At 69.6% G+C, this 25,190-nt stretch carries 26 protein-coding genes and 2 riboswitches; of the genes, 8 read left to right on the plus strand and 18 right to left on the minus strand.

Annotated features, from left to right (window positions below; genetic code table 11):
* Positions 1-2: 2 nt before the first annotated feature.
* The 7 genes from LX70_RS15185 to cbiE form a co-directional block, all read right to left on the minus strand.
* Positions 3-173, minus strand: coding sequence for a CbtB domain-containing protein (locus tag LX70_RS15185; RefSeq protein ID WP_105515741.1), 171 nt, complete (start codon positions 171-173; stop codon positions 3-5).
* Positions 174-208: 35 nt separating this feature from the next.
* A riboswitch (cobalamin riboswitch) is annotated at positions 209-428 on the minus strand.
* A 17-nt stretch (positions 429-445) separates the two neighbouring features.
* Positions 446-814, minus strand: a complete 369-nt coding sequence (locus LX70_RS15190; RefSeq protein WP_105515646.1) for a DUF1636 family protein — start codon at positions 812-814, stop codon at positions 446-448.
* Positions 811-1,533 (minus strand): uroporphyrinogen-III C-methyltransferase, encoded by a 723-nt coding sequence (gene cobA / locus LX70_RS15195; protein ID WP_105515647.1) that lies wholly within the window; start codon positions 1,531-1,533, stop codon positions 811-813. Before cobA ends, LX70_RS15190 begins: the two co-directional genes overlap by 4 nt.
* Positions 1,530-2,837 (minus strand): cobyrinic acid a,c-diamide synthase CobB, encoded by a 1,308-nt coding sequence (locus LX70_RS15200; protein ID WP_105515648.1) that lies wholly within the window; start codon positions 2,835-2,837, stop codon positions 1,530-1,532. The genes cobA and LX70_RS15200 overlap by 4 nt, the downstream gene beginning before the upstream one ends.
* Positions 2,838-2,939: 102 nt before the next feature.
* Positions 2,940-3,725, minus strand: coding sequence for a precorrin-4 C(11)-methyltransferase (cobM, locus tag LX70_RS15205; RefSeq protein WP_105515649.1), 786 nt, complete (start codon positions 3,723-3,725; stop codon positions 2,940-2,942).
* A complete protein-coding gene (locus tag LX70_RS15210) occupies positions 3,722-4,084 on the minus strand; it encodes a cobalamin biosynthesis protein (protein ID WP_105515650.1) in 363 nt (120 codons plus the stop codon). The genes cobM and LX70_RS15210 overlap by 4 nt, the downstream gene beginning before the upstream one ends.
* Entirely contained in the window at positions 4,081-5,268 is a 1,188-nt protein-coding gene (gene cbiE, locus LX70_RS15215; protein WP_105515742.1) for a precorrin-6y C5,15-methyltransferase (decarboxylating) subunit CbiE, read from the minus strand. The genes LX70_RS15210 and cbiE overlap by 4 nt, the downstream gene beginning before the upstream one ends.
* Here cbiE and LX70_RS15220 point away from each other — a divergent pair.
* Positions 5,267-6,025, plus strand: a complete 759-nt coding sequence (locus LX70_RS15220) for a cobalt-precorrin-6A reductase (RefSeq protein ID WP_105515651.1) — start codon at positions 5,267-5,269, stop codon at positions 6,023-6,025. The genes cbiE and LX70_RS15220 overlap by 2 nt on opposite strands.
* 8 nt (positions 6,026-6,033) lie before the next feature.
* On the opposite strand, the gene cobJ is transcribed toward LX70_RS15220, so the two are convergent.
* From cobJ to LX70_RS15255, 7 genes are read right to left on the minus strand one after another with little or no spacing between them, the layout of a single operon-like run.
* Entirely contained in the window at positions 6,034-6,768 is a 735-nt protein-coding gene (gene cobJ / locus LX70_RS15225) for a precorrin-3B C(17)-methyltransferase (RefSeq protein WP_105515652.1), read from the minus strand.
* A complete protein-coding gene (locus LX70_RS15230; RefSeq protein ID WP_105515743.1) occupies positions 6,765-7,481 on the minus strand; it encodes a precorrin-2 C(20)-methyltransferase in 717 nt (238 codons plus the stop codon). Before LX70_RS15230 ends, cobJ begins: the two co-directional genes overlap by 4 nt.
* 2 nt (positions 7,482-7,483) lie before the next feature.
* Complete coding sequence (locus tag LX70_RS15235) at positions 7,484-8,113, minus strand: precorrin-8X methylmutase (RefSeq protein ID WP_105515653.1); 630 nt, start codon at positions 8,111-8,113, stop codon at positions 7,484-7,486.
* A 3-nt stretch (positions 8,114-8,116) separates the two neighbouring features.
* Positions 8,117-9,322: a precorrin-3B synthase gene (locus LX70_RS15240; protein WP_105515654.1), complete on the minus strand. Its 1,206-nt coding sequence runs from the start codon at positions 9,320-9,322 to the stop codon at positions 8,117-8,119.
* Positions 9,319-12,540: a cobaltochelatase subunit CobN gene (gene cobN / locus LX70_RS15245; RefSeq protein ID WP_105515655.1), complete on the minus strand. Its 3,222-nt coding sequence runs from the start codon at positions 12,538-12,540 to the stop codon at positions 9,319-9,321. Before cobN ends, LX70_RS15240 begins: the two co-directional genes overlap by 4 nt.
* A 6-nt stretch (positions 12,541-12,546) precedes the next feature.
* The gene (gene cobW, locus LX70_RS15250; RefSeq protein ID WP_105515656.1) at positions 12,547-13,596 is read right to left on the minus strand and encodes a cobalamin biosynthesis protein CobW; all 1,050 of its coding nucleotides are present in this window, start codon (positions 13,594-13,596) and stop codon (positions 12,547-12,549) included.
* Positions 13,597-13,956, minus strand: a complete 360-nt coding sequence (locus LX70_RS15255; protein WP_105515744.1) for a DUF1636 family protein — start codon at positions 13,954-13,956, stop codon at positions 13,597-13,599.
* 87 nt (positions 13,957-14,043) lie between these two features.
* Positions 14,044-14,270, minus strand: a riboswitch (cobalamin riboswitch).
* Positions 14,271-14,307: 37 nt separating this feature from the next.
* Between LX70_RS15255 and cobO the strand changes: the two genes are divergently transcribed.
* On the plus strand, positions 14,308-14,940 hold the full coding sequence (gene cobO / locus LX70_RS15260; protein ID WP_105515657.1) for a cob(I)yrinic acid a,c-diamide adenosyltransferase: 633 nt from the start codon (positions 14,308-14,310) through the stop codon (positions 14,938-14,940).
* A 259-nt stretch (positions 14,941-15,199) separates the two neighbouring features.
* Entirely contained in the window at positions 15,200-16,642 is a 1,443-nt protein-coding gene (locus tag LX70_RS15265; RefSeq protein WP_105515658.1) for a cobyric acid synthase, read from the plus strand.
* A 4-nt stretch (positions 16,643-16,646) separates the two neighbouring features.
* Here the strand turns inward: LX70_RS15265 and cobD are convergent, their stop codons facing one another.
* The 4 genes from cobD to LX70_RS15285 are packed head-to-tail and all read right to left on the minus strand — an operon-like array spanning position 16,647 to position 19,952.
* Complete coding sequence (cobD, locus tag LX70_RS15270) at positions 16,647-17,612, minus strand: threonine-phosphate decarboxylase CobD (protein ID WP_105515659.1); 966 nt, start codon at positions 17,610-17,612, stop codon at positions 16,647-16,649.
* Positions 17,612-18,568: an adenosylcobinamide-phosphate synthase CbiB gene (cbiB, locus tag LX70_RS15275; RefSeq protein WP_105515660.1), complete on the minus strand. Its 957-nt coding sequence runs from the start codon at positions 18,566-18,568 to the stop codon at positions 17,612-17,614. The genes cobD and cbiB overlap by 1 nt, the downstream gene beginning before the upstream one ends.
* Positions 18,565-19,386, minus strand: coding sequence for a propanediol utilization protein (locus LX70_RS15280; RefSeq protein WP_170076218.1), 822 nt, complete (start codon positions 19,384-19,386; stop codon positions 18,565-18,567). Before LX70_RS15280 ends, cbiB begins: the two co-directional genes overlap by 4 nt.
* The gene (locus tag LX70_RS15285) at positions 19,377-19,952 is read right to left on the minus strand and encodes a histidine phosphatase family protein (protein ID WP_105515661.1); all 576 of its coding nucleotides are present in this window, start codon (positions 19,950-19,952) and stop codon (positions 19,377-19,379) included. Before LX70_RS15285 ends, LX70_RS15280 begins: the two co-directional genes overlap by 10 nt.
* Positions 19,953-20,003: 51 nt before the next feature.
* Between LX70_RS15285 and cobU the strand changes: the two genes are divergently transcribed.
* From cobU to LX70_RS15310, 5 genes are all read left to right on the plus strand, one after another.
* The gene (gene cobU, locus LX70_RS15290; RefSeq protein WP_105515662.1) at positions 20,004-20,510 is read left to right on the plus strand and encodes a bifunctional adenosylcobinamide kinase/adenosylcobinamide-phosphate guanylyltransferase; all 507 of its coding nucleotides are present in this window, start codon (positions 20,004-20,006) and stop codon (positions 20,508-20,510) included.
* 1 nt (position 20,511) lies between these two features.
* On the plus strand, positions 20,512-21,531 hold the full coding sequence (cobT, locus tag LX70_RS15295) for a nicotinate-nucleotide--dimethylbenzimidazole phosphoribosyltransferase (protein ID WP_105515663.1): 1,020 nt from the start codon (positions 20,512-20,514) through the stop codon (positions 21,529-21,531).
* On the plus strand, positions 21,528-22,277 hold the full coding sequence (cobS, locus tag LX70_RS15300) for an adenosylcobinamide-GDP ribazoletransferase (protein ID WP_105515664.1): 750 nt from the start codon (positions 21,528-21,530) through the stop codon (positions 22,275-22,277). The genes cobT and cobS overlap by 4 nt, the downstream gene beginning before the upstream one ends.
* A 98-nt stretch (positions 22,278-22,375) precedes the next feature.
* Positions 22,376-23,749: an aspartate aminotransferase family protein gene (locus LX70_RS15305; RefSeq protein ID WP_105515665.1), complete on the plus strand. Its 1,374-nt coding sequence runs from the start codon at positions 22,376-22,378 to the stop codon at positions 23,747-23,749.
* Between the two features lie 8 nt (positions 23,750-23,757).
* Positions 23,758-25,146: a glutamine synthetase family protein gene (locus LX70_RS15310; RefSeq protein ID WP_105515666.1), complete on the plus strand. Its 1,389-nt coding sequence runs from the start codon at positions 23,758-23,760 to the stop codon at positions 25,144-25,146.
* Positions 25,147-25,190: the final 44 nt, after the last annotated feature.

Here is a 25,190-nt window from a genome sequence, read left to right on the forward strand (position 1 = left end):
GCTCAGTGGCAGGGGAAGCCGGTCGCGTGGCGCATGTCATGCGCGGCGTCGTGCAGCGTCGCCGATTGCGCATGGCCCGCCAGGAACAGGACGGTGGCGCCGACGAAGGCGACGAAGGCGATGGAAAGCAGGCCGGCAGAGGATTTGGCGGCGGTCTGGTTCAACGTGGTCATATCGTTCTCCTTGCCGTCACACCCGACGGCGATCGTGTTTCCGTTTCCGCATGGCCGGTCTCCTGACTTGCGGGTCGCAGCGCGCCTTCCGCCTTCCCGGGGCGCGAACCCCAGTGGCTTGATGAAAGGCCGCTCGCCGCTCACAGTCGCGGGGGCGGTTGAGGCTTTGGGTGCCGGCTTCGGTCCACCCGTCCTCATTCCCGTTTCAGTCCGGGCGCTTTGCGCCTGTCGGACACCATACCCCTCCATCTGGCAGCAGAGGCGGGCCCCGGTCAAGCCGGATTCGCGCCGGACGGACGGTCAATTGCGACACCGCACCCCGGAATGCGCGCGATGGCCTTTTCCCGCAGCGCCCCCAGCGGCCGCGCATCGGCAAGGTTGCCGTCGGCGCTGGCAAGGTACAGCCGGACAAAGGTCACGAGGTCGGGCAGGTCCGCCTTGCTCACATCGCCGAAAAGATAGGCCGTCTTGCCCTTGGCCCGGAAAGCGACGGTCGAGGGGCGCGTGCAGCCCGACATGCAGTCGATCTCCTCCACCGCGACCCGAAGCCCGGCCCCGGCCAGCGCCGCGTCCAGAGCGCGCGCAAGCCCGTCCCGCCCCGCCGGGCAGGACCGGCAGACGATGGCGCGCGTGACGCTCATGCCGGATCGGCAAGCGGGCCAAGGAGGATCAGCGCAGGCCCGTCGCCGCCCTCGGCCGCGATCATATCGGCCATGCCGCCCATCGTGCCGCGCAGGATCTTCTGCGCCGGGGTCGAAACGCTTTCGGCAAGGATGGCGGGCGTGTCCGGCGACAGGCCCGCGCCGGCCAGAAGGCCCGCAAGCTGGGCAAAGGTGCGCTTGCCCATGAAGATCACCGTGGTCGCCGCCGGGTCCGCCAGCGCGGCAAGGTTCAGATCCTCGGGCAGGGCGCCGGTCACGTCATGGCCGGTGACGAACTGCACCCGCCGCGCCGTCAGCCGCCGGGTCAGCGGAATGCCCGCCGCCGCCGCCGCCGCCATGGCCGACGTCACGCCGGGAATGATCTCATACCCGATGCCCGCCGCGCCCAAAGCGGTGATCTCCTCCTCCAGCCGCCCGAACAGGCCGCAATCGCCGGATTTCAGCCGCACGACCTTCGCCCCGGTCTTCGCGTAATCGACCAGCAAGCGGCTGACATGATCCTGCTTGGGCGAGGCGCGGCCCGCCCGTTTGCCCACCCCCACAAGGTCCGCGCCCGCGCGCGCATGGGCCAGGATCGGGCCAGAGGACAGGTCGTCGAACAGGACCGCATCCGCCGCCTGAAGCCGCGCCACGGCCTTCAGCGTCAAAAGCTCCGGGTCGCCGGGGCCGGAGGATACGAAGCTGACGAAACCGCTCATGTCGCCTCCGCGATCAGGTGAAAGAAGGTGCCGGTGGCCAGACCCCGGCGCGATCCGGTTTCGGCGACCTGATCGCCGCCCGCATCGGCCACGCGCGCCAGCGGCATATCCGGTTGCGTAAGGATTGTCGAATAGTGGAATTCATGCCCGCGCAGCCGCGCGCCCGCCCCGTGACCGGGGATCGCCGCGTCCAGCGCCGCCAGACGATAGCCAAGGTGCATCTTGCGCTTGGCAAAGGATGTGACAAGGCCCAGAAGCCCGGCCATCTCATGGCGCGCGCCCTCGCGATCGACCAGCCCCGCGCCCATCGCCATGTAGCCCCCGCATTCGCCATGCACGGGCCGGGTTTCCGCAAAGGACCGCAGCCCGGCGCGGAACCGCCCGGCGGCGGCCAGCGCGCCGCCATGCAACTCGGGATACCCCCCCGGCAGCCAGCAGCAATCGGCGCTATCGTCCGGCGCTTCGTCGGCCAGCGGCGAAAACGGCAGGATCTCTGCCCCCGCCCGCCGCCAACCGTCAAGAAGATGCGGATAGACGAAGGAAAACGCCCGGTCGCGCGCCAGAGCGATCCGCTGGCCGGGGGGCGTCACCGGCAAGGGCGGCGTCGCGGCCAGGGTCGAGGGGCGCGCGGCCCCTCGCAGCGCCGCCAGATCGACATGGGCCGCGATGAACGCGCCCGCCTCGGCGACGATCCGGTCAAGCTCGGGTGTTTCCTCGGCCTGGATCAGGCCCAGATGCCGCTCCGGCACCGCGATCTCTGCCTTGCGGGGCAGGGCGCCGAACACCCGGATACCCGCCCGCGCCATCCCGTCGCGCACCAGCGCCTCATGCCGGGGACTGGCGACACGGTTCAGCACGACGCCCGCGATCTCCACATCCGCGCGCAATGTCGCGAACCCCGCCGCCACCGCCGCCGCCGATTGCGCCTGCCCCGATACGTCAAGGATCAGCACGACGGGCCAGCCGGTCAGCGCGGCGATATCCGCGCTCGCCCCCGTCCCCGCCTCGCCCGGTGCGGCGACCCCGTCGAAAAGCCCCATCGACCCCTCGGCCAGAACCAGGTCGGCATCCTCTGCCGCTGACAAAAGCCCCGCGATCCGGTCACACCCCATGGCCCAGCTTTCGAGGTTCACCGAAAGCCGCCCCGAGGCCGCGCCATGAAAGGCCGGGTCGATGTAATCGGGACCGTTCTTGAACGGCTGCACCGTCACCCCCGCCGCCCGGAACGCCGACAACAGACCCAGCGTCAGCGTCGTCTTGCCGGTGCCAGAGGCCGGGGCGGATATGATAAGCCCGTCAGGCAATCCCCGCCCCCGCTTCTTCGTTGCAAAAATACTCTCGGGGGAGCGCGAGGGGGCAGACGGCCCCCTCGCTCCGCCCGTCGATCCCCGCGCGGGGTGTCGCCCTCACTGCCCCGTCTCCGGGAAGCGCGGATCGGTGCCGACGGGCCGGTAGCGGCGATCGTAATCGCCCGCGTAAAGGCGGCTTTCGTCGAACTCTTCCGCGCCGATGGAATGGCCGACGAAGATCAGCGCCGTGCGCTCCATCTCTGCCCCCACGGCGGTTTCCAGCGTCGCCAGCGTCGCGCGGACGATGCGCTGGTCGGGCCAGCTTGCGCGCCAGATCACCGCCACCGGGCAATCGCCGCCGTAATGCGGGGTCAGCTCCGCCACCACGCGGTCAAGGATATGGATCGAGAGGTGAATCGCCAGCACCGCGCCGGTACGCGCGAAATTCTCAAGGCTCTCGCCCGGCGGCATGGAGGTCGCGCGGCCCGAGGTGCGGGTCAGCACCACCGACTGCACGATGCCCGGCAGCGTCAGTTCCGCCCCGAGCGCGGCCGAGGCGGCGGCGAAGGCGGGAACGCCCGGTGTCACGTCGTAAGGGATGCCCAGCGCGCGCAGGCGCCGCAACTGTTCGCCCATCGCCGACCAGACCGAGAGGTCACCCGAATGCAGCCGCGCCACGTCCTGCCCGGCCTCATGCGCGGCCTTGATCTCGGCGATGATCTCGTCCAGCGACAGGGGCGCGGTGTTGACGATCCGCGCGCCTTCCGGGCAATGGCCCAGCACGGCCTCTGGCACCAGAGAGCCCGCGTAAAGACAGACCGGGCAGGCGGCGATCAGGTCGCGCCCGCGCAGCGTCAGAAGGTCGGGGGCGCCGGGGCCGGCGCCGATGAAATGAACCGTCATGCCTCTTTCCTTTCCGCGATGGCGGCGGTCGCCATGCCGTCGCCTGATACCTGTCTCGGACCCGTCAGCCGCGCGCCTGCGCCCGCGCCCGCCAGCGCCGCCGCTTCGGCCAGCGATCCGGCGCCGAACCTTGCCGCCACGCGCGGTGAGTGCGTCGCGGTCGGGGTCGCCGCGATGATCTCCGGCGCGATGGCGATGATGCCAAGGCCGAGCGCGCGGGCGAGGTCGCACAGCGCCGCCGCGTCGGCCTTTTCCGCCACGGTGGCCAGCGCATCGGCGCCGCCGCCCGCAAGGCGGTAGGCGTCCAGCAGTGCGGCGGCCGTCGCCGCGGGCCGGAAACCGAACCCTGCCACCCTCATCGTATGACGCTCCACTGCACCACCGGGCGCGCGGGAACCCAGCCCTGCATCCGGCCAAGGGGCGCGGCCTCGGCGATGTCGATCCGCATCAGCGTGCCACCCTGTTGTCCGTGCCACGCGGCGACGAGCGATTCCGTGCCGATGGTGACGGTGTTGACCACCAGCCGCGCGCCCTCGGGCAGCAGCGCCCAAAGCGCGGCCAGCCGTTCCGCATCAAGCCCGCCGCCGACAAAGACCGCGTCGGGCCGGGGCAGGGTGGCGATCAGGCCGGGCCAGTCGCCTTCCTGCGCGGTCAGGCGATGTTCCACCCCGAAACGCGCCGCGTTCTCGTGGATGTTGGGCACCCGGTCGGCGCGGTTTTCGACCGCATGGGCGCGGGTGGCGGGCGCTGCAAGGCACCATTCGGCCGAGATCGACCCCGATCCCGCGCCAAGATCCCACAAGACCTCACCCGCACGGGGCGCGAGGGCCGACAGCGTCATCGCCCGCACAGCGCGTTTGGTGATCTGGCCGTCATGGGCGAAGAGATCGTCGGGCAGGCCGGGCGTCCGGGGCAGGCCCTTCGCGCCCGCCGCCTCTATCGCCACCGCCACCGGCGCCGCCACATCGGTCAGGTCGAACCCCTCTGCCCGGACCCGCCGCACCCTTTCGCGCGCACCGCCAAGCGCTTCTAGGATCGTGACCCCGGACGCGCCCCAGCCCTGTTCTGTCAACCAGCGGCAGAGCGCCCCCGCCGCCGCGCCGTCGCGGATCAGGCAGATCGCCCGCACCCCCGGCGTCAGGATCGGGCGCAACCGCGCGAAGGGGGCGGCGTGCAGGCCGAGGCAAAGCACCTCCTCCAGCCGCCAGCCGAGCCGCGCAGCGGCAAGGCTGAAGGTCGAGGGCGCGGGGTGGGCGACCCACTCCCCCGGCGCAAGATCCGCCATCAGGCTGCCGCCAGCGCCGAACCAGAACGGATCGCCCGAGGCGAGAACGACGACCGGGCGCCCGCGTTCGGCCAGAACCGGCCGGGTCGAAAACGGCACCGGCCAGGCCCGCCCGCGCGCGCCCGCGCCCAGCAGCTCAAGATGACGCGGCCCGCCAAAGATGACCTTTGCGCGCACCAGCGCGTCGCGGCTTGCCTCGGACAGCCCGTCCGGGCCATCTTCGCCCAGACCGATGATCGTCAGCCAGGGGTCAGCCATGCCGCGCATCCTTCTTCTCGGAGGCACCAGCGAAGCCTCCGCCCTTGCCCGCGCGCTGGCCGGGGCGGGCGCGGACGCGGTCTTTTCCTATGCCGGGCGCACCGGCGCGCCCATCGCGCAGCCCCTGCCGACGCGGGTCGGCGGGTTCGGCGGTGTCGCGGGGCTGGCGGACTATCTGCGCGCCGAGGGTATCACCCATCTGGTCGATGCCACCCATCCCTTCGCCGCGGGGATGAGCCGGAATGCCATCGACGCAGCCGCCGAAACCGGCGTGCCGCTGATCGCCTTCGAACGCCCGCCATGGAGACCGGGGCCGGGGGACGGTTGGCACCGCGTGACCGGCATCGACGCGGCCGTCGCGGCCCTGCCCGATACCCCCGCGCGGGTCTTCCTTGCCATCGGCAAGCAGACGCTTGCCCCCTTCGCCGCGAAGCCGCAGCACCATTACCTTCTGCGCCTCGTCGATCCGCCCGAAGGCCCGCTGCCGCTGCCGGATGCACAGGCGGTGATCGCGCGCGGCCCGTTCGATGAGGCCGGCGATCTGGCCCTTCTGGCCGACCATCGCATCGGCTGGATCGTCGCCAAGAACGCGGGCGGGGCAGGGGCCGAGGCGAAGCTGATCGCCGCGCGCAGGCTTGGCCTGCCCGTCGTGATGATCGACCGGCCATCGCTGCCCGACCGCAGGACTGCCGGGACCGTCGGCGAGGTGATGGAATGGCTTGGCGGGATGGGCGATATTGCCCATCCTCCGGGGTGAATGCGCGCTCATCCGACCCGCCTTGGCGTATAGACCCAGCGCCCGACCCGGCGGGTATCGGCATTGCCGACGATGACCATGGTGCGCATATCCGCCATGTCCGGCGTGGCCTCGGCCAGCGTTACCGTCACCAGCGCCTCCTCGGCCGTCGTCACGGCGCGGGCGAAGGAAATCAGCGTTTCGTCCCCGCAGCCCTCGCGCAGGATTTCAAGCACACGGGCGAAGGAATGGGGGCGGGACCTGGATCGCGGGTTGTAGAAGGCCATGGCAAAACCCGCCTCGGCCGCCAGCCGCAGGCGTTTTTCGATCAACGCCCAGGGCTTGAGGTTGTCGCTGAGGTTGATCGCGCAGAAGTCATGCCCCAGAGGCGCCCCCAGCCGTGCGGCGGCGGCGAGCATGGCGGTGATGCCGGGCAGGATGCGGATGTCGAAAGCGTCCGGGTCGGGCCGCCCCTCCAGCGCCTCGAAAAGCGCCGATGCCATGGCAAAGACCCCCGGATCGCCGGAGGAGACGACGGTGACGCGGCGCCCCTCTGCGGCCATGTCGAGCGCATGGTTGGCGCGGTCCAGTTCCACCCGGTTGTCGGTCGGATGCAGGGTCAGCCCGTCGCGCGGGGCGATGCGGGCGACGTAAGGAATATAGCCGACGATGTCAGTCGCCCCGGCAATCGCCGCGCGCACCTCATCGGTCACAAGCGCCTCATCCCCCGGCCCGAGGCCCGCGACGGCGACCCAACCGCTCATGGCCGCCGCCCCTGGCCGTGGACCACCGCGATGGAGAAGTACGGCACCTTCGCGGGCGCCTCAGACAGGCGATGCACGCGCTGATCCGGCATCGTGCCGCGTTCGACCAGCCAGGCGGTCTCCATCCGCCCCGCCGCCGTCAGTGCGCGCTTCAGCTTTTCCAGGTTGCGGCCGATCTTCATCACCACCAGCGCGTCGGTGTCGCGGATGCGGCGGGTCAGCTCGCCTTCCTCCATCGTCGCGGTGACGACCGTCAGCACATCATCGCCCCAGGTGATCGGCTCTCCCGTCGCGGTCCAGCAGCCGGACATGCCGGTGATGCCCGGAACCACCTCGACGGCAGAGCGGGCGCGCAGCCGCGTGTAAAGGTGCATGAAACTGCCGTAGAAGAAGGGATCGCCCTCGCAAAGGACCAGCACCGTCTCTGTCTCCGCCAGCGCGGCCAGACGGTCGGCCCAGTCGTCGTAAAAGGCCGCCATGACGCGGTTGTATTCCGGGTCGGTGACCGGGATCTCGGTCGTGACGGGGTATTCCATCGGATATTCGATGGCCCGCTCGGCCAGCATCCCGTTGACGATCTTGCGCGCCTGCCCGTCCCAGCCCGCCTTGCGGAAATAGGCGACATGGGCCGCGCTGCGGACCAGCCGATCGGCCTTCACGCTCATCAGATCAGGGTTGCCGGGGCCAAGGCCGACACAGATGACCTTGCCCATCTTCATTCCTTCCGGCTGGCGAGCGCGTTGACGGCGGCGACGGTGATCGCGGAACCGCCAAGCCTGCCCTTCACGATCAGCGAGGGCGCGGGCAGGTCCGCCATCAGCGCGTCCTTCGATTCCGCCGCGCCGACGAAGCCGACGGGGCAGCCGATGATGGCGGCCGGTCGCGGGCAGGCGGGGTCTTCCAGCATGTTGAGAAGGTGGAAAAGCGCGGTCGGTGCATTGCCGATGGCCACCACGGCCCCCGCAAGATGCGGCCGCCAAAGCTCAAGCGCTGCGGCAGAGCGGGTATTGCCCATCGCCTTCGCCATCTCCGGCACGCGCGGGTCGTGGAGGGTACAGATCACCTCATTCCCCGCAGGCAGGCGCGGGCGGGTGATGCCCTCGCTGACCATGCGCGCGTCGCAGAGGATCGGCGCACCGGATTCGAGCGCTGTCCGCGCGGCGATGGCCATGCCGGGGGAGAAGCGGACGTGATCCTCAAGCCCGACCATTCCGGCGGCATGGATCATGCGCACGACGACGACCTCCTCCTCGGGCGTGAAACGGGCAAGGTCGGCCTCGGCGCGGATCGTCGCGAAGCTTTCAAGGTAAATGGCGGCGCCGTCGGTCTGGTAGCTGTGGGGCATGGGTTATCCGGTCGGGAAAAGGTCGGTGGTCGTCAGGTCGTCCGGCTGGATGCCGGGGCGGGCCGGGGTTCCGGCGGCGGTGTCGTTCAGGATCAGGTCGTAGCGGCCAGGTCCAGTCGCGGTCAGCGTCGCGGGCGCGGGGCCGGGATGGGCGCAGCCCTTGGCGCAGCCCGAGACGTGGAGGAGCTTGCCCTGCGGCACCAGCGGCGCAAGCTGCCGGGCCAGCGCACGGGTGGGGCCAAGCGCCTGCGGACAACCCGGCGCGCCGGTGCAGGCCACGACGTTGAGGAGGGGATCGGCGGGGTTGGTGATGAAGTCGCCATCGTGGTGCAGGTCGCGACGACGCTTCAGGCCGGATGAGAAATAGACCATGCGCCATGGTGTGATACGAATGCTGCCCCCCGCCTTGGCCAGCCAGGCGAACTTCTCGGCCCGAACCTGACCGAAGGCGAAGGCCAAGAGCTTTCCGCCACCATAAGGACCGGGTTTCGGCGGCCTTGCCTGCGGTGCGGGGGAAACGTCGCCTGTCAGTCCCGCAGGCAGTTGCGCACCACCGGCGATGTGATCGCGCATCCGGCCCCTGCCATCCGGGCCGACACCGCCAGAGGCGATGAACCAGCGCGCCATCTCGATCGCAAGTCCGGCTGCCGTGTCGCCTGTGACCCGTGTTCCTGTCGACATCCCATCGGCGCGGAGGATGAAATCCTGCCCCCCCGTTTCGGCGCTTTCGATCCGTATGTCGCCAATGTCTCGTCCCAGATACCGAAGACCCAGATGCAAATCGACAACAAAGCCGAACTTTCCGGGAAGACGTGGCGCGTCCGGGCCTGCGAGCGCATCGGCCAGCGCATCGGCAATCGGGACGTTCGGATAGAGGTCCGGGTCGCCAAGAAAGTGCGGCCGGACGGGGTTCACGAGGATATTGCGCCGGGCTTCATTTTCGGCATTCGCATCGACCAGATCGAGCGCCATCAGCTCGGCGATCAGGTCTGGGTGAGTTTCAGTCGTAACACCGCGAATGTTGATATTGGCGCGGTTCGACAGGCTCAGATAGCCGTTGCCGTGGCGGATGGCGGTCGCCGCGAGCCCTTCTGCCTGCGAAGCGGTCAGGCTGTTGTTGCGCGGGCGCACCCGCACGACCAGCCCGTCGCCCGACATCATCGGGCGCAGCGCGCCGGGACACCAGCCCTGGATGACAGGCGCGCTCATCTCGCGGCCCCCATGGCGGTGGAATTGCGCCGCGTGTCCCAAAGGCCCGCCTCCTGAAGGGCGGCGAAACGGTCGCGCAGCGCGGCCAGCGCGGCGGGGTTTTCGCGTTCCATGAAGGCCACCACTTCCTCCCGGCCCAGCGTCGCGTCGTGGTAAAGGTCGAACAGATGCGCCGGAACCGCGCGGGCCAGATGGGCGAAGGCGGCCATGTGGTCGAGCGTCGCGGCGATCTCCGCCGCGCCCCGAAAACCGTGGCGCATCATGCCATCGGCCCAGGCCGGGTTCGCCGCGCGGGCGCGAACCACGCGGGCGATCTCTTCGGGCAGGGTTCGGGCGCGGGGATCGTTGGGCCGCGTGGCGTCAAGGTGGTAAAGCGCGGGCGCCCTGCCGCCAAGCCGCGCGACGGCGGCGGCAAAGCCCCCTTCATGCGCGGCGTAGTCGGAGGCCAGCAGCAGGTCGGTCTCCATCAGGTCCTGCACATGGACGAAGCCGTCCGCGCCCCTGACCTTGCCCTCAAGCGCGTCGCGGGCGGGGTGTGCCGCGCCGGACGCGTCGATCGCCCATTCCGACCCCGAAAGCCAAGCCTCCCCCGCCAGTGCCTGCCCGTCAGGCCCGTAATCCTCGATCGCCTCGGCCATCGACAGGCCATAAAGGCCCGGTTTCGGCCCGAAGACGCGGGGTGTTGCGGTCAGGTAGGGGTTGTCTTCCACCGCTTCCTCCCGCTCCGCCAGCGCGGCGGCGGCGGCCTCGAAAAGCTGGGCAAGGCCGGGGAAGACATCGCGGAAAAGGCCCGAGACGCGCAGCGTCACGTCGATGCGCGGACGGCGCAGAAGCGGCAAGGGGATCACCTCGAACCCCGACACCCGTTCCGACCCCTCGTCCCATTTCGGGGACAGCCCGGCAAGGTGAAGCGCCATGGCGAATTCCTCGCCCGCCGTGCGCATGGTGGCGGACCCCCAAAGGTCCACGACCAGCGATTTCGGCCAGTCGCCGTGGTCCTGCAAATGCCGCCGCAACAGTTCCTCGGCCAGTTTCACGCCCTGCGCGTGCGCGGCGCGGGACGGCACGGCGCGGGGGTCGGTGGTATAAAGGTTGCGCCCGGTGGGCAGCACGTCGGACCGGCCCCGGAAGGGGGAGCCTGACGGCCCGGCCTCGACCCGCCGCCCGGTCAGCGCCGCGATCAGACCGCTGCGTTCCTCGGCCCCGCATTGGCCGGTGCCGAAGACATGCAGCCCGTCGCCATACTGGCTTTCCTTGATGTCGCAGACGAAACGGTCGATCCGCGTGATCGCCTCGGCGGGGGAGGCATCCTTGGGCAGGCCAAGGTCGTCTTCAACCCCGCGCCCCTTCGCCTCCTCCCGGATCGCGGCGATCAGCCGGTCGCGGCGGGCGGGGTCAAGGCCGTCGGCGGTGGAATATTCGTCCAGCAGCCGTTCGAGGTGGTTCAGGTCTTCCGGTACCGCGCTGGCCGCAAGGGGTGGCGGCAGGTGGCCGATGGTGACGGCCCCGATCCGGCGCTTGGCCTGCGCCGCCTCACCCGGATCGTTGACGATGAAGGGGTAGATGACGGGCAGGTCGCCGGTCAACGCTTCGGGCCAGCAGGTGTCCGACAGCGCCACCGATTTCCCCGGCAGCCATTCCAGCGTGCCATGCGCGCCGATATGGATCAGCGCGTGCAGGCCTTGCGCGCGAAGCCAGAGGTAGAAGGCGACGTAGCCATGGCGCGGGGTGCGGGACAGGTCGTGGTAGTCGTCGCCGCGCGTCCCCACCTCACCCCGTTCGGGTTGCAGCGCGACGATGGCGCGACCCCGGCGCAGCGCGGCAAAGCGGAAGGCGCCGTCATGGACCGCAGGGTCGGTGGCAGGATCGCCCCAGGCATCGTGAAGCGCCCCTTGCAACGGACGCGGCAGCCCCGCCAGCGCGGCGCGGTAGGCCTCAACCGGCCAATCGAGCGTCGCGGACGTCAGCGCCGCGCCAAGCCCCGCCGCGCTGTCTTCGCCCAGCACCTCCAGAATGGTTTCTGCCGAGGCGAGCGCATCCAACCCGACGGCATGGGCCAACTGCCAGTCCTTGCCGGGATAGGTGGACAGCACCAGCGCCACCTGCGGCGCCTCGGCCGTCGTCAGCCGGTGCCAGCCCGCCACGCGGTCGGCCACGGCGGCGATGCGGGCGGGATCGGCGCGATGGGCGAAACGGGAATATTGCAGATCGGGATCGCGCGCGCCGGGGCTTTTGAAGCTCGCCACGCCCGCGAAGATGCGCCCGTCCACTTCCGGCAGCACGACATGCATGGCAAGATCGGCGGGCGACAACCCGCGATCCGCCTCGGCCCAGTCCTTCTTCCGCGCCGTCGACAGCGCGACCTGAAAGACCGGGCAGCCCGTTGCATCGAGCGGTGAGGCACCGCCATCCGATCCCTTGGCGGAAAAGGCGGTGGCGTTGACGATGGCGGCGGGGGTGAGGCGGGCCAGTTCGGCGCGCAGCCAGCCCGCGGCGGCGGGGTCCTTCAGGCTTGCCGCATAGGCGCCGATGGCGGCAAAACCCCGCGCCTCGAACGCCGCGATCAGGGCATCCACCGGGTCGGTATCGGCGGAGGTGAGGTAGGAGCGGTAAAAGCTGACGACGATCAGCGGCCGCCCATCCGCCACGGGCGCAGGCACCACGCCCTTGCCCGGCAGGTACCAGCCGAAGGGCGGCACCGTCTTGTCCCCCATCACCGGCCCGGCATAAAGCCCCGCCGCCAGCGCCATCTGCTGAAGCGCCGCCTGCGCCGCCACCGCGCCGCCCGCATCGCACAGCGCCTGCAACCGGCGCAGGGTGGAGACCGGCAGGGTGGACAACTCATCCAGCCGCGCATCCTCCCGTCCGTCGGCGGGAAGGATCGCCAGCGCGATGCCATTCCGGCGCGCAAGGTCCTGCACCTGCGCCAGACCATAGGACCAATAGCTTTCGCCGCCGATGAGGCGGATCAGAATACCCTTCGCGCCCGACAGCGTCCGTTCGACATAGGTATCGACCGACAGGGGATGCCGCAAAGCGACGATGTTGGCCAGCCGCAGCGTCGGCAAACCGCCCGCCGCCCGGTGCCATCCCGCCGCGAAAGCGCCAAGGTCGCTGTCGGAAAAGGACAGCACCACCAGATCGGCCGGGTCCTGGCCGAGGTCGGTGGGCGTGTCGGTTTCCTCCAGCCCGTGGCTTTCGCGGAAGATGACGTGCATGGCGCGTCAGGCCCCCACACTCTCGGGCGCAAGCACGGCGCGGATGGCGGCGGGATCGACATCGTCATGCTCGCCGATCACGACAAGGCGCGAGGCACGGGGCGCATCGCCCCAGGGCTTGTCGTATTGCGCCCGCACCCGTTCGCCCACCGCCTGCACCAGCATCCGCATCGGCTTGCCCGCGACCGCGACATAGCCCTTCACGCGCAGGATGGCCTGTTCGCGCGCCAGACGGATGATGGCGTCCTTCAGCGCCTCGGGGTCGGCGATTTCGGGCAGTTCGATCACGACGGTGTCGAAATCGTCATGCTCATGGTCGTCGGCGCCGTCGTGATGCGAGGGGCGCGCGGCCAGATCGTCCTCGGCCGCCGCGTTCAGGCCAAGGATCACGGCGGGGTCGATGCGGCCCTCTTCCAGCGGCAGGATCGGCAGCTTGCGCGGCGCTTCCGCCTCAACCACCGCGCGGGCGGCGGCGATGCCCGCCTCACCGGCCAGGTCGGCCTTCGACAAAAGCACGATATCGGCGCAGGAGATCTGGTCCTCGAACACCTCGGACAGGGGCGTTTCGTGGTCGATGCTGTCATCGGCCTCGCGCTGCGCCTGCACCGCGTCCACGTCAGGCGCGAAGCGCCCCGCCGCGACGGCCTCGGCATCGGCCAGCGCGATGACGCCATCCACGGTGATGCGGGACCGGATCGCGGGCCAGTCGAAGGCCTTCAGAAGCGGCTTCGGCAGCGCCAGCCCCGAGGTCTCGATCAGGATGTGATCGGGCCGCTGCGGCAGCGCCATCAGCGCCTCGATCGTCGGGATGAAATCGTCGGCCACGGTGCAGCAGATGCAGCCATTCGCCAGTTCGACGATATTCTCCGCCGGGCAGTTTTCATCCGCGCAGGATTTCAGGATGTCGCCATCCACCCCGACGGAGCCGAATTCGTTGACCAGAACCGCCAGCCGCTTGCCTTGCGGATTCTGCATCAGGTGGCGGATCAGTGTCGTCTTCCCCGACCCGAGAAAGCCGGTGATGACGGTGACGGGGATCTTGTTGAGGTCGGACATTCAGCTCTCCATCGGGGGGATACGGGCAAGCGACTGCTTGCGGAAGATGACGGGACGGTCGCGCCATGCCACGATACCGTCCCCGGTGGCGGCATAGGCAGCGACACCGGCAAGGATATCCGCGACATGCAGGTCAGGGTCCATGCCGCGATAGACATAGGACCAGCGGCCCGGCCCCGTCAGCGCGATGTTGCAGCCGTGATCGCAGGCGGACAGGCATTCGACCGGTACGATGCGCACCCCATCGGGCGCGCCGGCCGCCTCAAGCGCGGCCAGCAGACGCGCGCCGGGGCGGGGCGCGTCCTCGGGGACGGGCTGACCCATCTTGCAGGTCGTGCAGACATGGAGCGTCACGGTCACCTGGGTCCGGTCCTTTTGCCTTGGCGAAAAGGAGGGCGCCTGCGGGGTATCTTCACCCCGAGCCGCTTGCGGAAACCCCCCGTCCGCCGTCACGTCTTCGCGCTGGCAGGTCTCCCGGCTTGCGGATGCCAGGGCGCGTGTCGCCCTGTCGGCCCCACCCCCTTCCCGGCATCTCGCCAGTGGGATCGGGGGGCCTCTCCGGTCACGGTCGCGGGGGCGGCTGCGCTTCGGCCCCGAACCCCGAAAGGTCGCAAAGCCTGTCGCATTCCCTCTTCGCCTGCCATATGACAGGAACCAGCGCCGCCTCACCTGAGGCATGAGGCGCCCCCTTGTCAAGCAACGGAAGGGACCATGGCCGCACCGAAACCGACCGATCCGGCGGAAGACGCCGCCCGCCACGCGCAGAAGATGGCCAAGAAGAAGGCCGCGCGGGACAAGATCATGGCGACGAAAGAGGGCGAGAAGGGCCTGATCATCGTCCATACCGGGGCGGGGAAGGGCAAATCCTCCTCTGGCTTCGGGATGATTCTTCGCTGTATCGCGCATGAGATGCCCTGCGCTGTGGTTCAGTTCATCAAGGGTGCTTGGGACACCGGAGAGCGGCGGCTGATTGAGGGAAATTTCGGTGACCTCTGCCAGTTCTTCGCCATGGGCGAGGGCTTTACCTGGGAAACGCAGGACAAGGAAAAGGACATCGCCGCCGCCCGGCGCGGCTGGGAAAAGGCGAAGGAGCTGATCCGCGACGACCGCAACCGGATGGTGCTGCTCGATGAGATCAACATCGCGCTGCGCTACGACTACCTGCCGATTGATGAGGTGGTTGAGTTCCTCAAGGCCGAAAAACCCGCGATGACCCATGTCGTGCTGACCGGGCGAAACGCCAAGGAAGAGCTGATCGAGATCGCCGATCTGGTGACCGAGATGACTTTGGTGAAACACCCGTTCCGGTCGGGGATCAAGGGCCAGAAGGGCGTCGAGTTCTGAGAGCGCGGCCGGGGGCGCCGCCCCCGGACCCCCGGAGTATTTTAACCACAATGAAAGAAACACTGGTGAAGGGTTCCAACGCGGTACAGGCGGGAGCGCCGATGACCGCCCACAGTGAAAGCATCCCGCTCCCCCGGTTCCGGCCGCCCGGAGCGGGATGCCCCATCACCGGAAAAGGCCCGTCAGCTTTCATTGTGGCCCGAAATACTCCCGCCGGAGGCTCCCGCACTCTCGGCCCGCGCGCCGGGGGGAGGCGGGCATGACGGCGCTCATGATCCAGGGCTGCGGCTCGAATGTCGGCAAGTCGCTTCTCGTCGCCGGCCTTTGCCGGGCGGCGCGGCGGCGGGGGCTTTCGGTGGCGCCGTTCAAGCCGCAGAACATGTCGAACAATGCCGCCGTGACCGTCGACGGGGGGGAGATCGGGCGGGCCCAGGCGTTGCAGGCGCTCGCGTGCGGGCTTGAGCCGCTGACCGACATGAACCCCGTGCTGCTGAAGCCCGAGACGGATACCGGCGCGCAGGTGATCGTGCAGGGCAGGCGGCGCGCCACGGTCCGGGCGCGGGACTATGCGGCGCTGAAGCCGGAACTGATGGCCTCGGTGCTGGAGAGTTTCGGGCGGCTTCGGGCCGCCCATGAACTGGTGATCGTCGAAGGCGCGGGCAGTCCGGCGGAGGTCAACCTGCGCCGGGGCGACATCGCCAATATGGGCTTTGCGCGTGCCGCCGATGTGCCGGTGATCCTTGCGGGCGATATCGACCGCGGCGGGGTCATCGCGCAGGTCGTCGGCACGCAGGCGGTGCTGGACCCAGAGGATGCGGCGATGGTCGCGGGGTTCCTTGTCAACAAGTTCCGTGGCGATCCGTCGCTTTTCGACGACGGCTACCGGCTGATCGAGGCGCGCACCGGCTGGCGCGGCTTTGGCGTCTTGCCCTATTTCGCGGATGCCGCGCGGCTTCCGGCGGAGGACGCGCTGGACATCGGGCAGGGGACGCGGGGCGGGGCGCTGAAGGTCGCCTGCCTCGCCCTCAGCCGGATTGCGAATTTCGACGATCTCGATCCCTTGAAGGCCGAACCCGCCGTCAGCCTGACCATGGTCCGCGCCGGTCAGCCAATCCCCGGCGATTGCGATCTGGTGATCCTGCCGGGGACGAAGTCGACCGTGGGCGATCTGGCCTTTCTGCGCGCGCAGGGCTGGGACATCGACCTTGCCGCCCATGTCCGGCGCGGCGGCGCGGTGCTGGGGATCTGCGGCGGCTACCAGATGCTTGGCCGGGTTATCGCCGACCCCGACGGGATCGAGGGCGTGGCGGGTGAGACCGGGGGGCTTGGCCTTCTCGACGTCGTCACGGTGATGAGCGCCGAGAAGCGCCTGACCCGGACCTCTGCCATCCACGCTGCCTCAGGCGCGGCGATGGAGGGGTATGAGATCCATATCGGCCGGACCGAGGGGCCGGACCGCGCCCGGCCCTTCGCGATGGTCGATGGGGCGCCCGAAGGGGCCGTATCGGCGGATGGCCGGATCATGGGCAGCTACCTGCATGGCATGTTCACGGGCGATGCCTTTCGCGCGGCCTTCCTCGGTGGGCTGGGCGCGGCGTCGGTTGCAGGCTATGGGCAGGGGGTGGAGGCGGTTCTCGACGCGCTGGCCGATCACATGGAGGCGCATCTGGACGTGGCGGGGCTTTTGGCGCTGGCGCGATAGGGGATCAGGCCCGCAGAGCGTGGTCCAGCCGTTGCCATTCCGCGTCGTCCCCCGGCAGGCCGAGGCGCAGCCAGGTCGGCGAATAGGGAAAGCGGCGGGTCCAGATCTGCGCCGCGGCAAGGCGGTCCTGCGCGGCCGCCGCATCGGGTGTCTCATAAAGCCGGAAGAGGGGCGATCCGCCCCGGACGGCCCAGCCCGCCGCCCCGGCCATCGCGTCCAGACGGGCGGTTTCGCCCAAAAGCCGCGCCGTGGTTTCATCCGCCCAGTTGCGATCCGCCAGCGCCCTGCGGCCGATCTCGATCGCGGCGCCTGAAACCGGCCAGGGACCGGCCATGGCCGAGAGCGTTTCGATGGCGTCTTCGGCGCCGATCACGAAGCCGAGGCGAAGCCCGGCGAGGCCATAGAACTTCCCGAAGGAGCGGAGCAGGAACAGCCCCGGCTGTCCCGCATGTGCCGCCAGCGACAGATGCGGCAGCGGATCGGCGAAGCTTTCGTCGACGACGAGGGTGCCGACCCGGCCGGCGAGGTCCAGCAGCGCCTCGGGCCGATGGTCCCGCCCGTCGGGATTGTTCGGGTTGACCACGACGGCAAGGTTGGCGCCGGGAAGGTCGGACAGGGTATCGACCTCCTCCACCGTCCAGCCTGCCGCGCGAAGGGTTGCGGCATGTTCGTTATAGGTGGGCGACAGGACGCGCGCGGTGCCGCAGGGCAGAAGGCGCGGGATCATCTGGATCGCGGCCTGCGCCCCGGCGAGGGCGAGGATCGCGGCCCCGGTGCCATAGGCGCGCGCCGCGGCCTCGGTCAGCGCGCGCTTCGCGGCCCCGGTCGGCAGCGCGGTCCATGCCTCGGGCGGCAGAGTTGGAACCGGGTAGGGACGGCGGTTGATACCGGTCGACAGGTCGATCCAGTCCGCAGGATCGCCGCCGAAACGGGCGATGGCCTGATCGAGATTGCCGCCATGGTCGCGCATCAGGCCCCCCAGAGGACGGTTGCGGCGAGGGGGACGAGGATCACGGCCAAAAGCGCCACCGCGCGGCGGTAAAGCGCAAGGCCCCGGTCGATGTCGCCCGCCGCCGGGTCAGGGGCTTCGCCGTTGACCCATGGCTCATCCGCCACACGGTCGTGATAGACGCGCGGGCCTGAAAGGCGGACGCCAAGTCCTGCCGCCATCGCCGCCTCGGGCCAGCCCGCGTTGGGCGAACGGTGCAACCCCGCATCCCGCCGCATGATCGCAACCGCATGGCGGGCATTGCCCGAGACGGCCGCGAACAGCAGCCCGGTCAGCCGCGCCGGGATCAGGTTCGCCACGTCGTCGATCTTTGCCGCGGCCCAGCCGAAGGCCTCATGCCGGGGGGTGCGGTGGCCGATCATCGAATCGAGCGTGTTGATCGCCTTGTAGCCGACTATCCCTGGCAGGCCGAAGATCGCGCCCCAGAAGATCGGCGCGACCACCCCGTCCGAGGCATTCTCGGCCAGGCTTTCCAGAGCGGCGCGGGCGACGCCGTGTTCGTCCAGCTGGTTCGGATCGCGCCCGACGATCATTGCGACGGCACCGCGCGCGCGCGGCAGATCGCCCGCGACAAGCGGACGGGCTACGGCGCGGACGTGATCGGACAGTGAGCGGAAGGCGATGAAGGGCCAGGCGAGAGCCCCGGCCGCGATCCAGCCGCCCCAGCCCTTGGGCAGCGCCCAGACTAGGATCGCCGCCAGTTCGGCGCTGAGCGCGATCACGGCAAGCGCCGCGACAAGCCCCGCGATTCGGCGCTGGGCCGCGTCGGTTTCGGTCAGGTTCAGCCAGCTGTCGAGCCAGCCGATCACCTGCCCGATCCAGACCACGGGATGCCGGATCGCGGCGTAAAGCGCGTTGGGCCAGCCGATCAGGGCGTCGATCCCCAGCCCGATCAACATGATAACGGCGCCGGTCATCGCACCTCTCCCGTCCTGAACCTGACGATCCGCCGCAGGCCCGCCTCTCGCAACAGGTCTGCGGTTCCCGGCGGAATCGTTCCCGGCGCAAATAGCAGCGCGCGCGCCGATCCGGTATGGGCGATTGCATGGCCTAGCGCGCCGGTGGCCTGCACCAGCGCCCCGAACGGCGGAATGATGCCGCCCCTGAGCGTCAGAGAGCGGTCGGCAGAGGTCGAGGCAAGCCGCGCCAGTGCCGCGCGGTCGCCCCGTTCGGCGGCCTCGGCCCAAAGCGCGACAAGGTCCGCGATGTCGGGAAAGCGGCGATCGTCGGCACGCGTGCGTTGCGGCGCGCCTGCAAAACCGCCGATCACGTCGAAGGCCGGGGGCGCGGGCAGGCGGGCAAGGATGCGCCCCTCGCGTGAGGCCCAGAGAAGCCGGGCGGGGGCGTCGAACATCAACGGATCGCTGGCGCCTTCGGTGGCGACCGTCGCCCGCGCCAGCCGCGCCGGATCGCCCGCGAAGCCGCCCGCGCGGGCCAGCGCCACCAGTGCCGCCGTCGAGGCGCCCGCGCCGCCGCCGACCGGCATGTCGGCGCGCAAGCTCACGCGCCCCCGCGCGGGCAGGCCAAGCCCTGTCAGGAAAGCGCGCGCATGGGCGGGGGACAACAGGCGCTGGCCGCCCCCATGCAGGTGCAGGTGCGGCCCTGGCGAGCGTCGTGCGGTCACCGCCAGCGCCGGGCAGGGCAGCGTCACCAGCGCGACCGGCCCCTCTGCCCCCAGACGCCCTTGCAGGAATTCCCCGAAATGCCCCGCAACCCGCGCGACCGTCACGGCCATGGCGCGATCCGGTTGACATAGCCCAGCGACCAGTCCGCGCCGTGCCGCACGATCCGCGTGGCCGAAAGGGGGGCGATGTCCACCCCCAGCGCATCGGCGGGGTCGCGAAGCGCCATGGACAGGCCCGCGCGGATGGTTCCGGCATGGGCCACCACGACGGTCAGACCCGGCCCCAGCGCCGACAGGGCGGGGGTGACGCGGGTGACGACATCGGCAAAACTCTCCCCCCCCGGCGGGCGATGCCGCGCCAGATCGGCGCGCGTCATCGGGCCGAGGTCGGGGACATCCGCCACCGGCCGCCCGTCCCAGTCGCCGAAATCCTGTTCCCACAGCGCCGCGTCAAGCGCGGGCGTCAGCCCCGGCCACAGCGCCCCGGCGGTCTGGCGGCAGCGCAGCGCCGGGCTTGCGATCACGCGGCCCACGGCCCCAAGCGCGCGCGCCAGCGCCCGCGCGCCGGTGCCGTCGCCCAGATCGGCACCCACATCCGTCCGCCCGCAAAGCCGCCCCCCCGTCAGCGCGGGCGCGTGACGGATCAGGATCAGCTCTGTCGCGGCACTGGCCTGCACCGTCGCATTCCTTCTTCCATGAGCGGCCCGTTTCTGCTTTGAGATCGCGCCATGGGCAAGACGATACTCATCACCGGGGGCGCGCGATCAGGCAAAAGCGGCATTGCCGAGACAATGACGCTGTCGCTGGGTCGGCCCGCCATCTACATCGCCACCGCGACGGCGGGGGATGCGGAGATGGCCGCCCGGATCGCCGCCCATCAGGCGCGGCGCGGCGCGGAATGGATCACGCGGGCCGAACCGCTTGACCTTGCCACCGCGCTGAAAGAGACGGACGGGCAGGCGCCAAGGCTGGTCGATTGCCTGACGCTCTGGCTGTCGAACCTGATGTTTTCGGAGCGCGACTGGCGGGGGGAGTTGCACCGCCTGATCGACACGCTGCACCTGCAATCCGGCCCGGTCCTGATGGTGACCAACGAGGTCGGAAGCGGTATTGTCCCCGACAACCGGCTGGCGCGTGACTTTCGCGACGCGGCCGGAACCCTCAATCAGCAGGTCGCGGCAATGGCGGATGAGGTCTACCTTGCCGTCTGCGGCCTGCCCATGAAAGTGAAATGAGATGAGCCTGCCTTCCTTCGACACGCTGGATGCCCTGACGACGCTGGCCGACCGCCTGCCCGAGGCCGACAGCCACGCGGCCGAGGCCGCGCGGGCGCGTCAGAACGCGCTGACCAAGCCGCCGGGGTCGCTGGGCCGTCTGGAACAGATCGCGGAATTCATGGCCGCCTGGCGCGGCACCGCGCGGCCGGAGATCTGGCGCGCGCAGGCGTTGGTCTTTGCCGGAAACCACGGCATCTGCGCGCAGGGCGTGAACCCCTATCCGCAGGAAGTGACCGCCCAGATGGTCGCGAATTTTGAGGCTGGCGGCGCCGCGATCAACCAGCTTTGCCGCGCCAACGGCGCCGATCTGTCGGTGATCGCGCTGGAACTGGGCCGCCCGACCGGCGATTTCACCGAAGGCCCGGCGATGAGCGAGGCGGACTGCCTCGACGCGCTCTGGCAGGGGGCGTCGGCGGTCGATGAGGGCGCGGATATCGTGATCCTGGGCGAGATGGGGATCGGCAATTCCACCATCGCGGCGGCCCTTGCCGCGGCCTGTTTCGGCGGGCCGGTCGCGGAATGGGTCGGCCCCGGCACCGGGTCGGACAAGGCGGGCATCCTGCACAAGGTCGAGGTGATCGAACGCGGGCTGAAGCGGCATGGGGGCGTGATGGGCAATGCGCCCGCGATCCTTGCCGCACTGGGCGGGCGCGAACAGGCGGCGATCTGCGGCGCGGTTCTGGCGGCGCGGGCGGCGCGTATCCCGGTGATCCTTGACGGGTTCATCTGCACGGCGGCGGCGGCGGTGCTTTACGCCACCGACAAGCGGCTTCTGGATCATTGCCTTGTCGGCCATGTCTCGGCCGAGCCGGGCCACCGCAAGCTTCTGGCGGCGATCCACAAGCGCCCGGTGCTGGAGTTTGACATGCGTCTTGGCGAAGGGTCGGGCGCGGCGCTGGCGCTGGGGATCGTGCGGTCGGCGCTTGCCTGCCACAACGGCATGGCGACCTTTGGCGAGGCCGGAGTGTCCGAGGCATGAGCGGACGCTGGGCCAGCGAGATACGGCTGGCCTTCTCCCTTCTCACCCGCCTGCCGGTCGGCCGGATCGAGGGCGCGGTGCCGCCGCTGGCGGCCTCCGGCTGGGCCTGGCCGCTGGTCGGCGCGGTGGTGGGCGCGATCATGGCGCTGGCGGGTGGCGCGGCGCTGTGGCTGGGCCTGCCGCCGGTGATGGTGGCGATCCTTTCGCTGGCGGTGGGGGCATGGGTCACCGGCGCGATGCACGAAGACGGGCTGGCCGATGTCGCCGACGGCTTCGGCGGCGGCCGCGACCGGGCGCGCAAGCTTGAGATCATGCGCGACAGCCGGGTCGGGTCCTACGGTGTCCTCGCGCTGATCCTTGCCACCGGCTTCCGTGCGGCGGGGATCGCGGCGCTGGCCGGGACCGGCGCGCTTTTCTGGCCGATGGTCGGGCTTGCCGCCGCCTCGCGCGCGGGGCTGCCGCTGGCGCTGTCGCGGATGCCGACGGCGCGGCAGGACGGGCTTGGCCATGCCGCGACGGGGGGCGAGGGCGGCGCGATACTGGCGCTGGTGATCGGCCTTGCCTGCCTGCTGCCGCTGGGCCTTGGCGCGGCGCTGGCGGTCGGTCTGGCGATGGCGCTGGCGGCGGTGCTGTTGGCCCGACTGGCGATGCGCCAGATCGGGGGGCAGACCGGCGACGTGATGGGGGCGATGCAGATCGTCACCGAATGCGCGGGCTGGGCGGCGCTGACGGCCGTCGTTTTTTGATCAAATACTGATCGCCCCACGGCCACCTGCCCAAAAGCCCCGCTTCCAATTTGATCAAAAATCGCGGATAAGCCGGGCATCCCTTCGGAGGACATGTCATGGCAGCTTCGGACGATCTGATCGCGGGTATCCGGCCCGACCGGCTCAAGGCCCTTGCGGCGCGCGAGGCAAAGCGCTTTGCCGCCGGGCGGACGAAGACGAAGGTGGCGCTCGACAAGGGCGCGGCGCCCTTCCTCGATGCCGTTCCGATGCACTGGATGAAGGACTGGCCGATGCCCTTTCCGCTGCTGGTGGAAAAGGCCGAAGGCGCGCGGCTGACCGATCTTGATGGCTATGAGATCGACGATTTCTGCCTTGGAGATACCGGGTCGATGTTCGGTCATTCGCCGAAGCCTGTGGCAAAGGCGATCCGCAAGCAGGCGAAGAACGGCCTGACCTATATGCTGCCGACCGAGGCCGCGCTTGAGGCGGGCGCGCTTCTGACGAAACGCTTCGGCGACTTCCTGTGGCAGATCGCGACGACGGCGACGGATGCCAACCGTTTTGCCCTGCGGGTGGCCCGCGCCGTGACCGTCAAGCCCAAGGTGCTGGTCTTCAACGGCTGCTATCACGGCACGGTCGACGACACGATGGTTGAGCTTCGGGGCGGCAAGACCACCGCCCGCCCCGGCCTCACCGGGCAGGTGACGGACCTCGCGACCCTTGCGACCTCGGTCGAGTTCAACGACCTTGCCGCCGTAGAGGCCGCGCTGAAAACGGGTGAGATCGGCGCGATCCTGACAGAGCCGGTGATGACCAATTCCTGCATGGTCCTGCCCGCGCCCGGTTTCCATGACGGTCTGCGGGCGCTGGCCACGCAATACGGCGCGCTTCTTGTCATTGATGAAACGCATACGATTTCCTCGGGCCTTGGCGGTTACACCAGGGTCCACGGTCTTGACCCCGACATCTTCGTCACCGGCAAATGCGTCGCGGGCGGGATGCCGACCGCCGTCTGGGGCCTGCGCCCCGGCGTCGCGGCGAAATACCGGGCCTATAATGAGACCCGCCCCTCGGGCCATTCCGGCATGGGGACGACGCTGTCGGCCAACCCGATGCAATTCGTCTGCCTGCGCGCTACGCTGGGCAAGGTGATGACGAAGAAGACCTATGCCCAGATGGAACGGGGCGCCGCGCGGCTGGAAAAGGGGCTGAACGCGGTCATCGCCAGGCATAATGCGCCCTGGCATGTCACCCGCGTCGGTGCGCGGGTGGAATTCATCTGCGCCGAAGGCCCGCTAAGGAACGGCACCGAAGCGGCCGCCGCGCATAGCCCCGAAGTTGAGGCGGCGCTGCACACCGCGCTTCTCAATCGCGGTTGCCTGATCGCGCCCTTCCACAACATGATGCTGGTCAGCCCGGCGACGACGAAGCGCCAGATCGACCGGCTGATCGCCGCCTTCGATGAGATTCTGACCGACCTCTTCTCCTGAGACCCGCCATGACCCAGACCTGCCCTTCCGGCGCGACCCTTGCCGAAGCCGAAGCCTTCCTTGCCGCCCACCCCGAGATCGAGGCGGTGGACATCGTCCTGCACGATTCCAACGGCATCGGTCGCGGCAAGATCATCCGCCGCCACGAACTGACGAGCCTCTACAAGTCCGGGCGGCATATGCCGATCTCGATCCTCGGTCTGGATATCTGCGGCGAGGATGTGCATGAAACGGGCCTGATCTGGGATCAGGGCGACGGCGACCTGCGCGCCTGGCCGATCCCCGGCACGCTGAAACCGCTGCACAACACCACTCCCCCGCGTGCCGAGGTCTTCCTGTCGCTTTATGAGCTTGACGGGCGGCCGATGACATCCGACCCCCGCCATGCGCTTCAACGGCAGGTGGATGCCTTCGCAAAGCGCGGTCTGAAACCGGCCGGGGCGTTCGAGTTGGAGTTCTTTCTACTGGCGAAGGATCGCGGCCCCGACGGGCAGGCCCGCCCCGCCGCCGACGTTCTGGACGGCCGCGAAAGCCGCAAGACCGAGGTTTATTCGGTCGATCACCTGCACGGGATGCTGCCGCTGTTCTCCGACATCTACAAAGGCGCGGAGCGGGCCGGGATCACGGCGGAAACCATGATCTCTGAATACGCGCCGGGGCAGTACGAACTGACGCTGCATTACCGCGCGGATGTGATGCAGGCGGCCGATGACCTTGTCCGGCTAAAGCGGATCGTGCGTCAGCAGGCCCGCGCCCATGGTGTTGTCGCCTGCTTCATGGCCAAGCCCATCGCGGATTATGCCGGGTCGGGGATGCACTTTCACGTCTCGCTTCAGGACGAAACGGGCCGGAACGTCTTTGCCGAGGAGCCGGGGCAGGGCTGGACGCCGACGCTTTTGCACGCCCTAGGCGGGCTTCGGTCTACGATGGCGGAATCCATGCTGATCTTCGCGCCGCACCTCAATTCCTGGCGCCGCTTCGCCAATCAAAGCTATGCGCCGGTTTCGACCAACTGGGGCGTGAACAACCGTTCGGTCGCGCTGCGTATCCCCGAGGGGGAGTTGCGCGCGCGGCGAATCGAACACCGCCCCTCGGGCGTCGATGCCAACCCCTACCTTGTCGCCACGACCGTTCTGGCGGGCATCCTGCACGGTCTTGACACCCGGATCGACCCGGGGCCAGAGACCACTGGTAATGGCTATGAGGATGACGCGGCCTCGACCATGCCGCGCGACTGGGGCGCGGCGATCCGGGCGGCGGAGGGGTCGGCCTTCCTCAAGGCGGCGCTGGGCGAGGACATGCACCGCACCTTCACGGCGGTGAAGGCGGCAGAGCTTGCGCGCGTGGCCCGCACCATATCCGAGGTCGATTTCGACCTTTACCTTCACACGGTTTGATCGGCCCGGCAGGGAACCGGCGGAACTTCGCCTCGTCTGGCGGG

Origin of the sequence: Albidovulum denitrificans (genome assembly GCF_002973535.1) — a bacterium.
Taxonomy (GTDB): Bacteria; Pseudomonadota; Alphaproteobacteria; order Rhodobacterales; family Rhodobacteraceae; genus Albidovulum; species Albidovulum denitrificans.

Bases quoted from the DNA above. Each gene is read 5' to 3' on its own strand.
- LX70_RS15185 (WP_105515741.1), bottom strand. From the start codon at position 173: ATGACCACGTTGAACCAGACCGCCGCCAAATCCTCTGCCGGCCTGCTT.
- LX70_RS15190 (WP_105515646.1), bottom strand. From the start codon at position 814: ATGAGCGTCACGCGCGCCATCGTCTGCCGGTCCTGCCCGGCGGGGCGG.
- cobA (WP_105515647.1), bottom strand. From the start codon at position 1,533: ATGAGCGGTTTCGTCAGCTTCGTATCCTCCGGCCCCGGCGACCCGGAG.
- cobM (WP_105515649.1), bottom strand. From the start codon at position 3,725: ATGACGGTTCATTTCATCGGCGCCGGCCCCGGCGCCCCCGACCTTCTG.
- LX70_RS15210 (WP_105515650.1), bottom strand. From the start codon at position 4,084: ATGAGGGTGGCAGGGTTCGGTTTCCGGCCCGCGGCGACGGCCGCCGCA.
- LX70_RS15220 (WP_105515651.1), top strand. From the start codon at position 5,267: ATGCCGCGCATCCTTCTTCTCGGAGGCACCAGCGAAGCCTCCGCCCTT.
- cbiE (WP_105515742.1), bottom strand. From the start codon at position 5,268: ATGGCTGACCCCTGGCTGACGATCATCGGTCTGGGCGAAGATGGCCCG.
- cobJ (WP_105515652.1), bottom strand. From the start codon at position 6,768: ATGAGCGGTTGGGTCGCCGTCGCGGGCCTCGGGCCGGGGGATGAGGCG.
- LX70_RS15230 (WP_105515743.1), bottom strand. From the start codon at position 7,481: ATGGGCAAGGTCATCTGTGTCGGCCTTGGCCCCGGCAACCCTGATCTG.
- LX70_RS15235 (WP_105515653.1), bottom strand. From the start codon at position 8,113: ATGCCCCACAGCTACCAGACCGACGGCGCCGCCATTTACCTTGAAAGC.
- LX70_RS15240 (WP_105515654.1), bottom strand. From the start codon at position 9,322: ATGAGCGCGCCTGTCATCCAGGGCTGGTGTCCCGGCGCGCTGCGCCCG.
- cobN (WP_105515655.1), bottom strand. From the start codon at position 12,540: ATGCACGTCATCTTCCGCGAAAGCCACGGGCTGGAGGAAACCGACACG.
- cobW (WP_105515656.1), bottom strand. From the start codon at position 13,596: ATGTCCGACCTCAACAAGATCCCCGTCACCGTCATCACCGGCTTTCTC.
- cobO (WP_105515657.1), top strand. From the start codon at position 14,308: ATGGCCGCACCGAAACCGACCGATCCGGCGGAAGACGCCGCCCGCCAC.
- LX70_RS15265 (WP_105515658.1), top strand. From the start codon at position 15,200: ATGACGGCGCTCATGATCCAGGGCTGCGGCTCGAATGTCGGCAAGTCG.
- cobD (WP_105515659.1), bottom strand. From the start codon at position 17,612: ATGCGCGACCATGGCGGCAATCTCGATCAGGCCATCGCCCGTTTCGGC.
- cbiB (WP_105515660.1), bottom strand. From the start codon at position 18,568: ATGACCGGCGCCGTTATCATGTTGATCGGGCTGGGGATCGACGCCCTG.
- LX70_RS15280 (WP_170076218.1), bottom strand. From the start codon at position 19,386: ATGGCCGTGACGGTCGCGCGGGTTGCGGGGCATTTCGGGGAATTCCTG.
- cobU (WP_105515662.1), top strand. From the start codon at position 20,004: ATGGGCAAGACGATACTCATCACCGGGGGCGCGCGATCAGGCAAAAGC.
- cobT (WP_105515663.1), top strand. From the start codon at position 20,512: ATGAGCCTGCCTTCCTTCGACACGCTGGATGCCCTGACGACGCTGGCC.
- cobS (WP_105515664.1), top strand. From the start codon at position 21,528: ATGAGCGGACGCTGGGCCAGCGAGATACGGCTGGCCTTCTCCCTTCTC.
- LX70_RS15305 (WP_105515665.1), top strand. From the start codon at position 22,376: ATGGCAGCTTCGGACGATCTGATCGCGGGTATCCGGCCCGACCGGCTC.
- LX70_RS15310 (WP_105515666.1), top strand. From the start codon at position 23,758: ATGACCCAGACCTGCCCTTCCGGCGCGACCCTTGCCGAAGCCGAAGCC.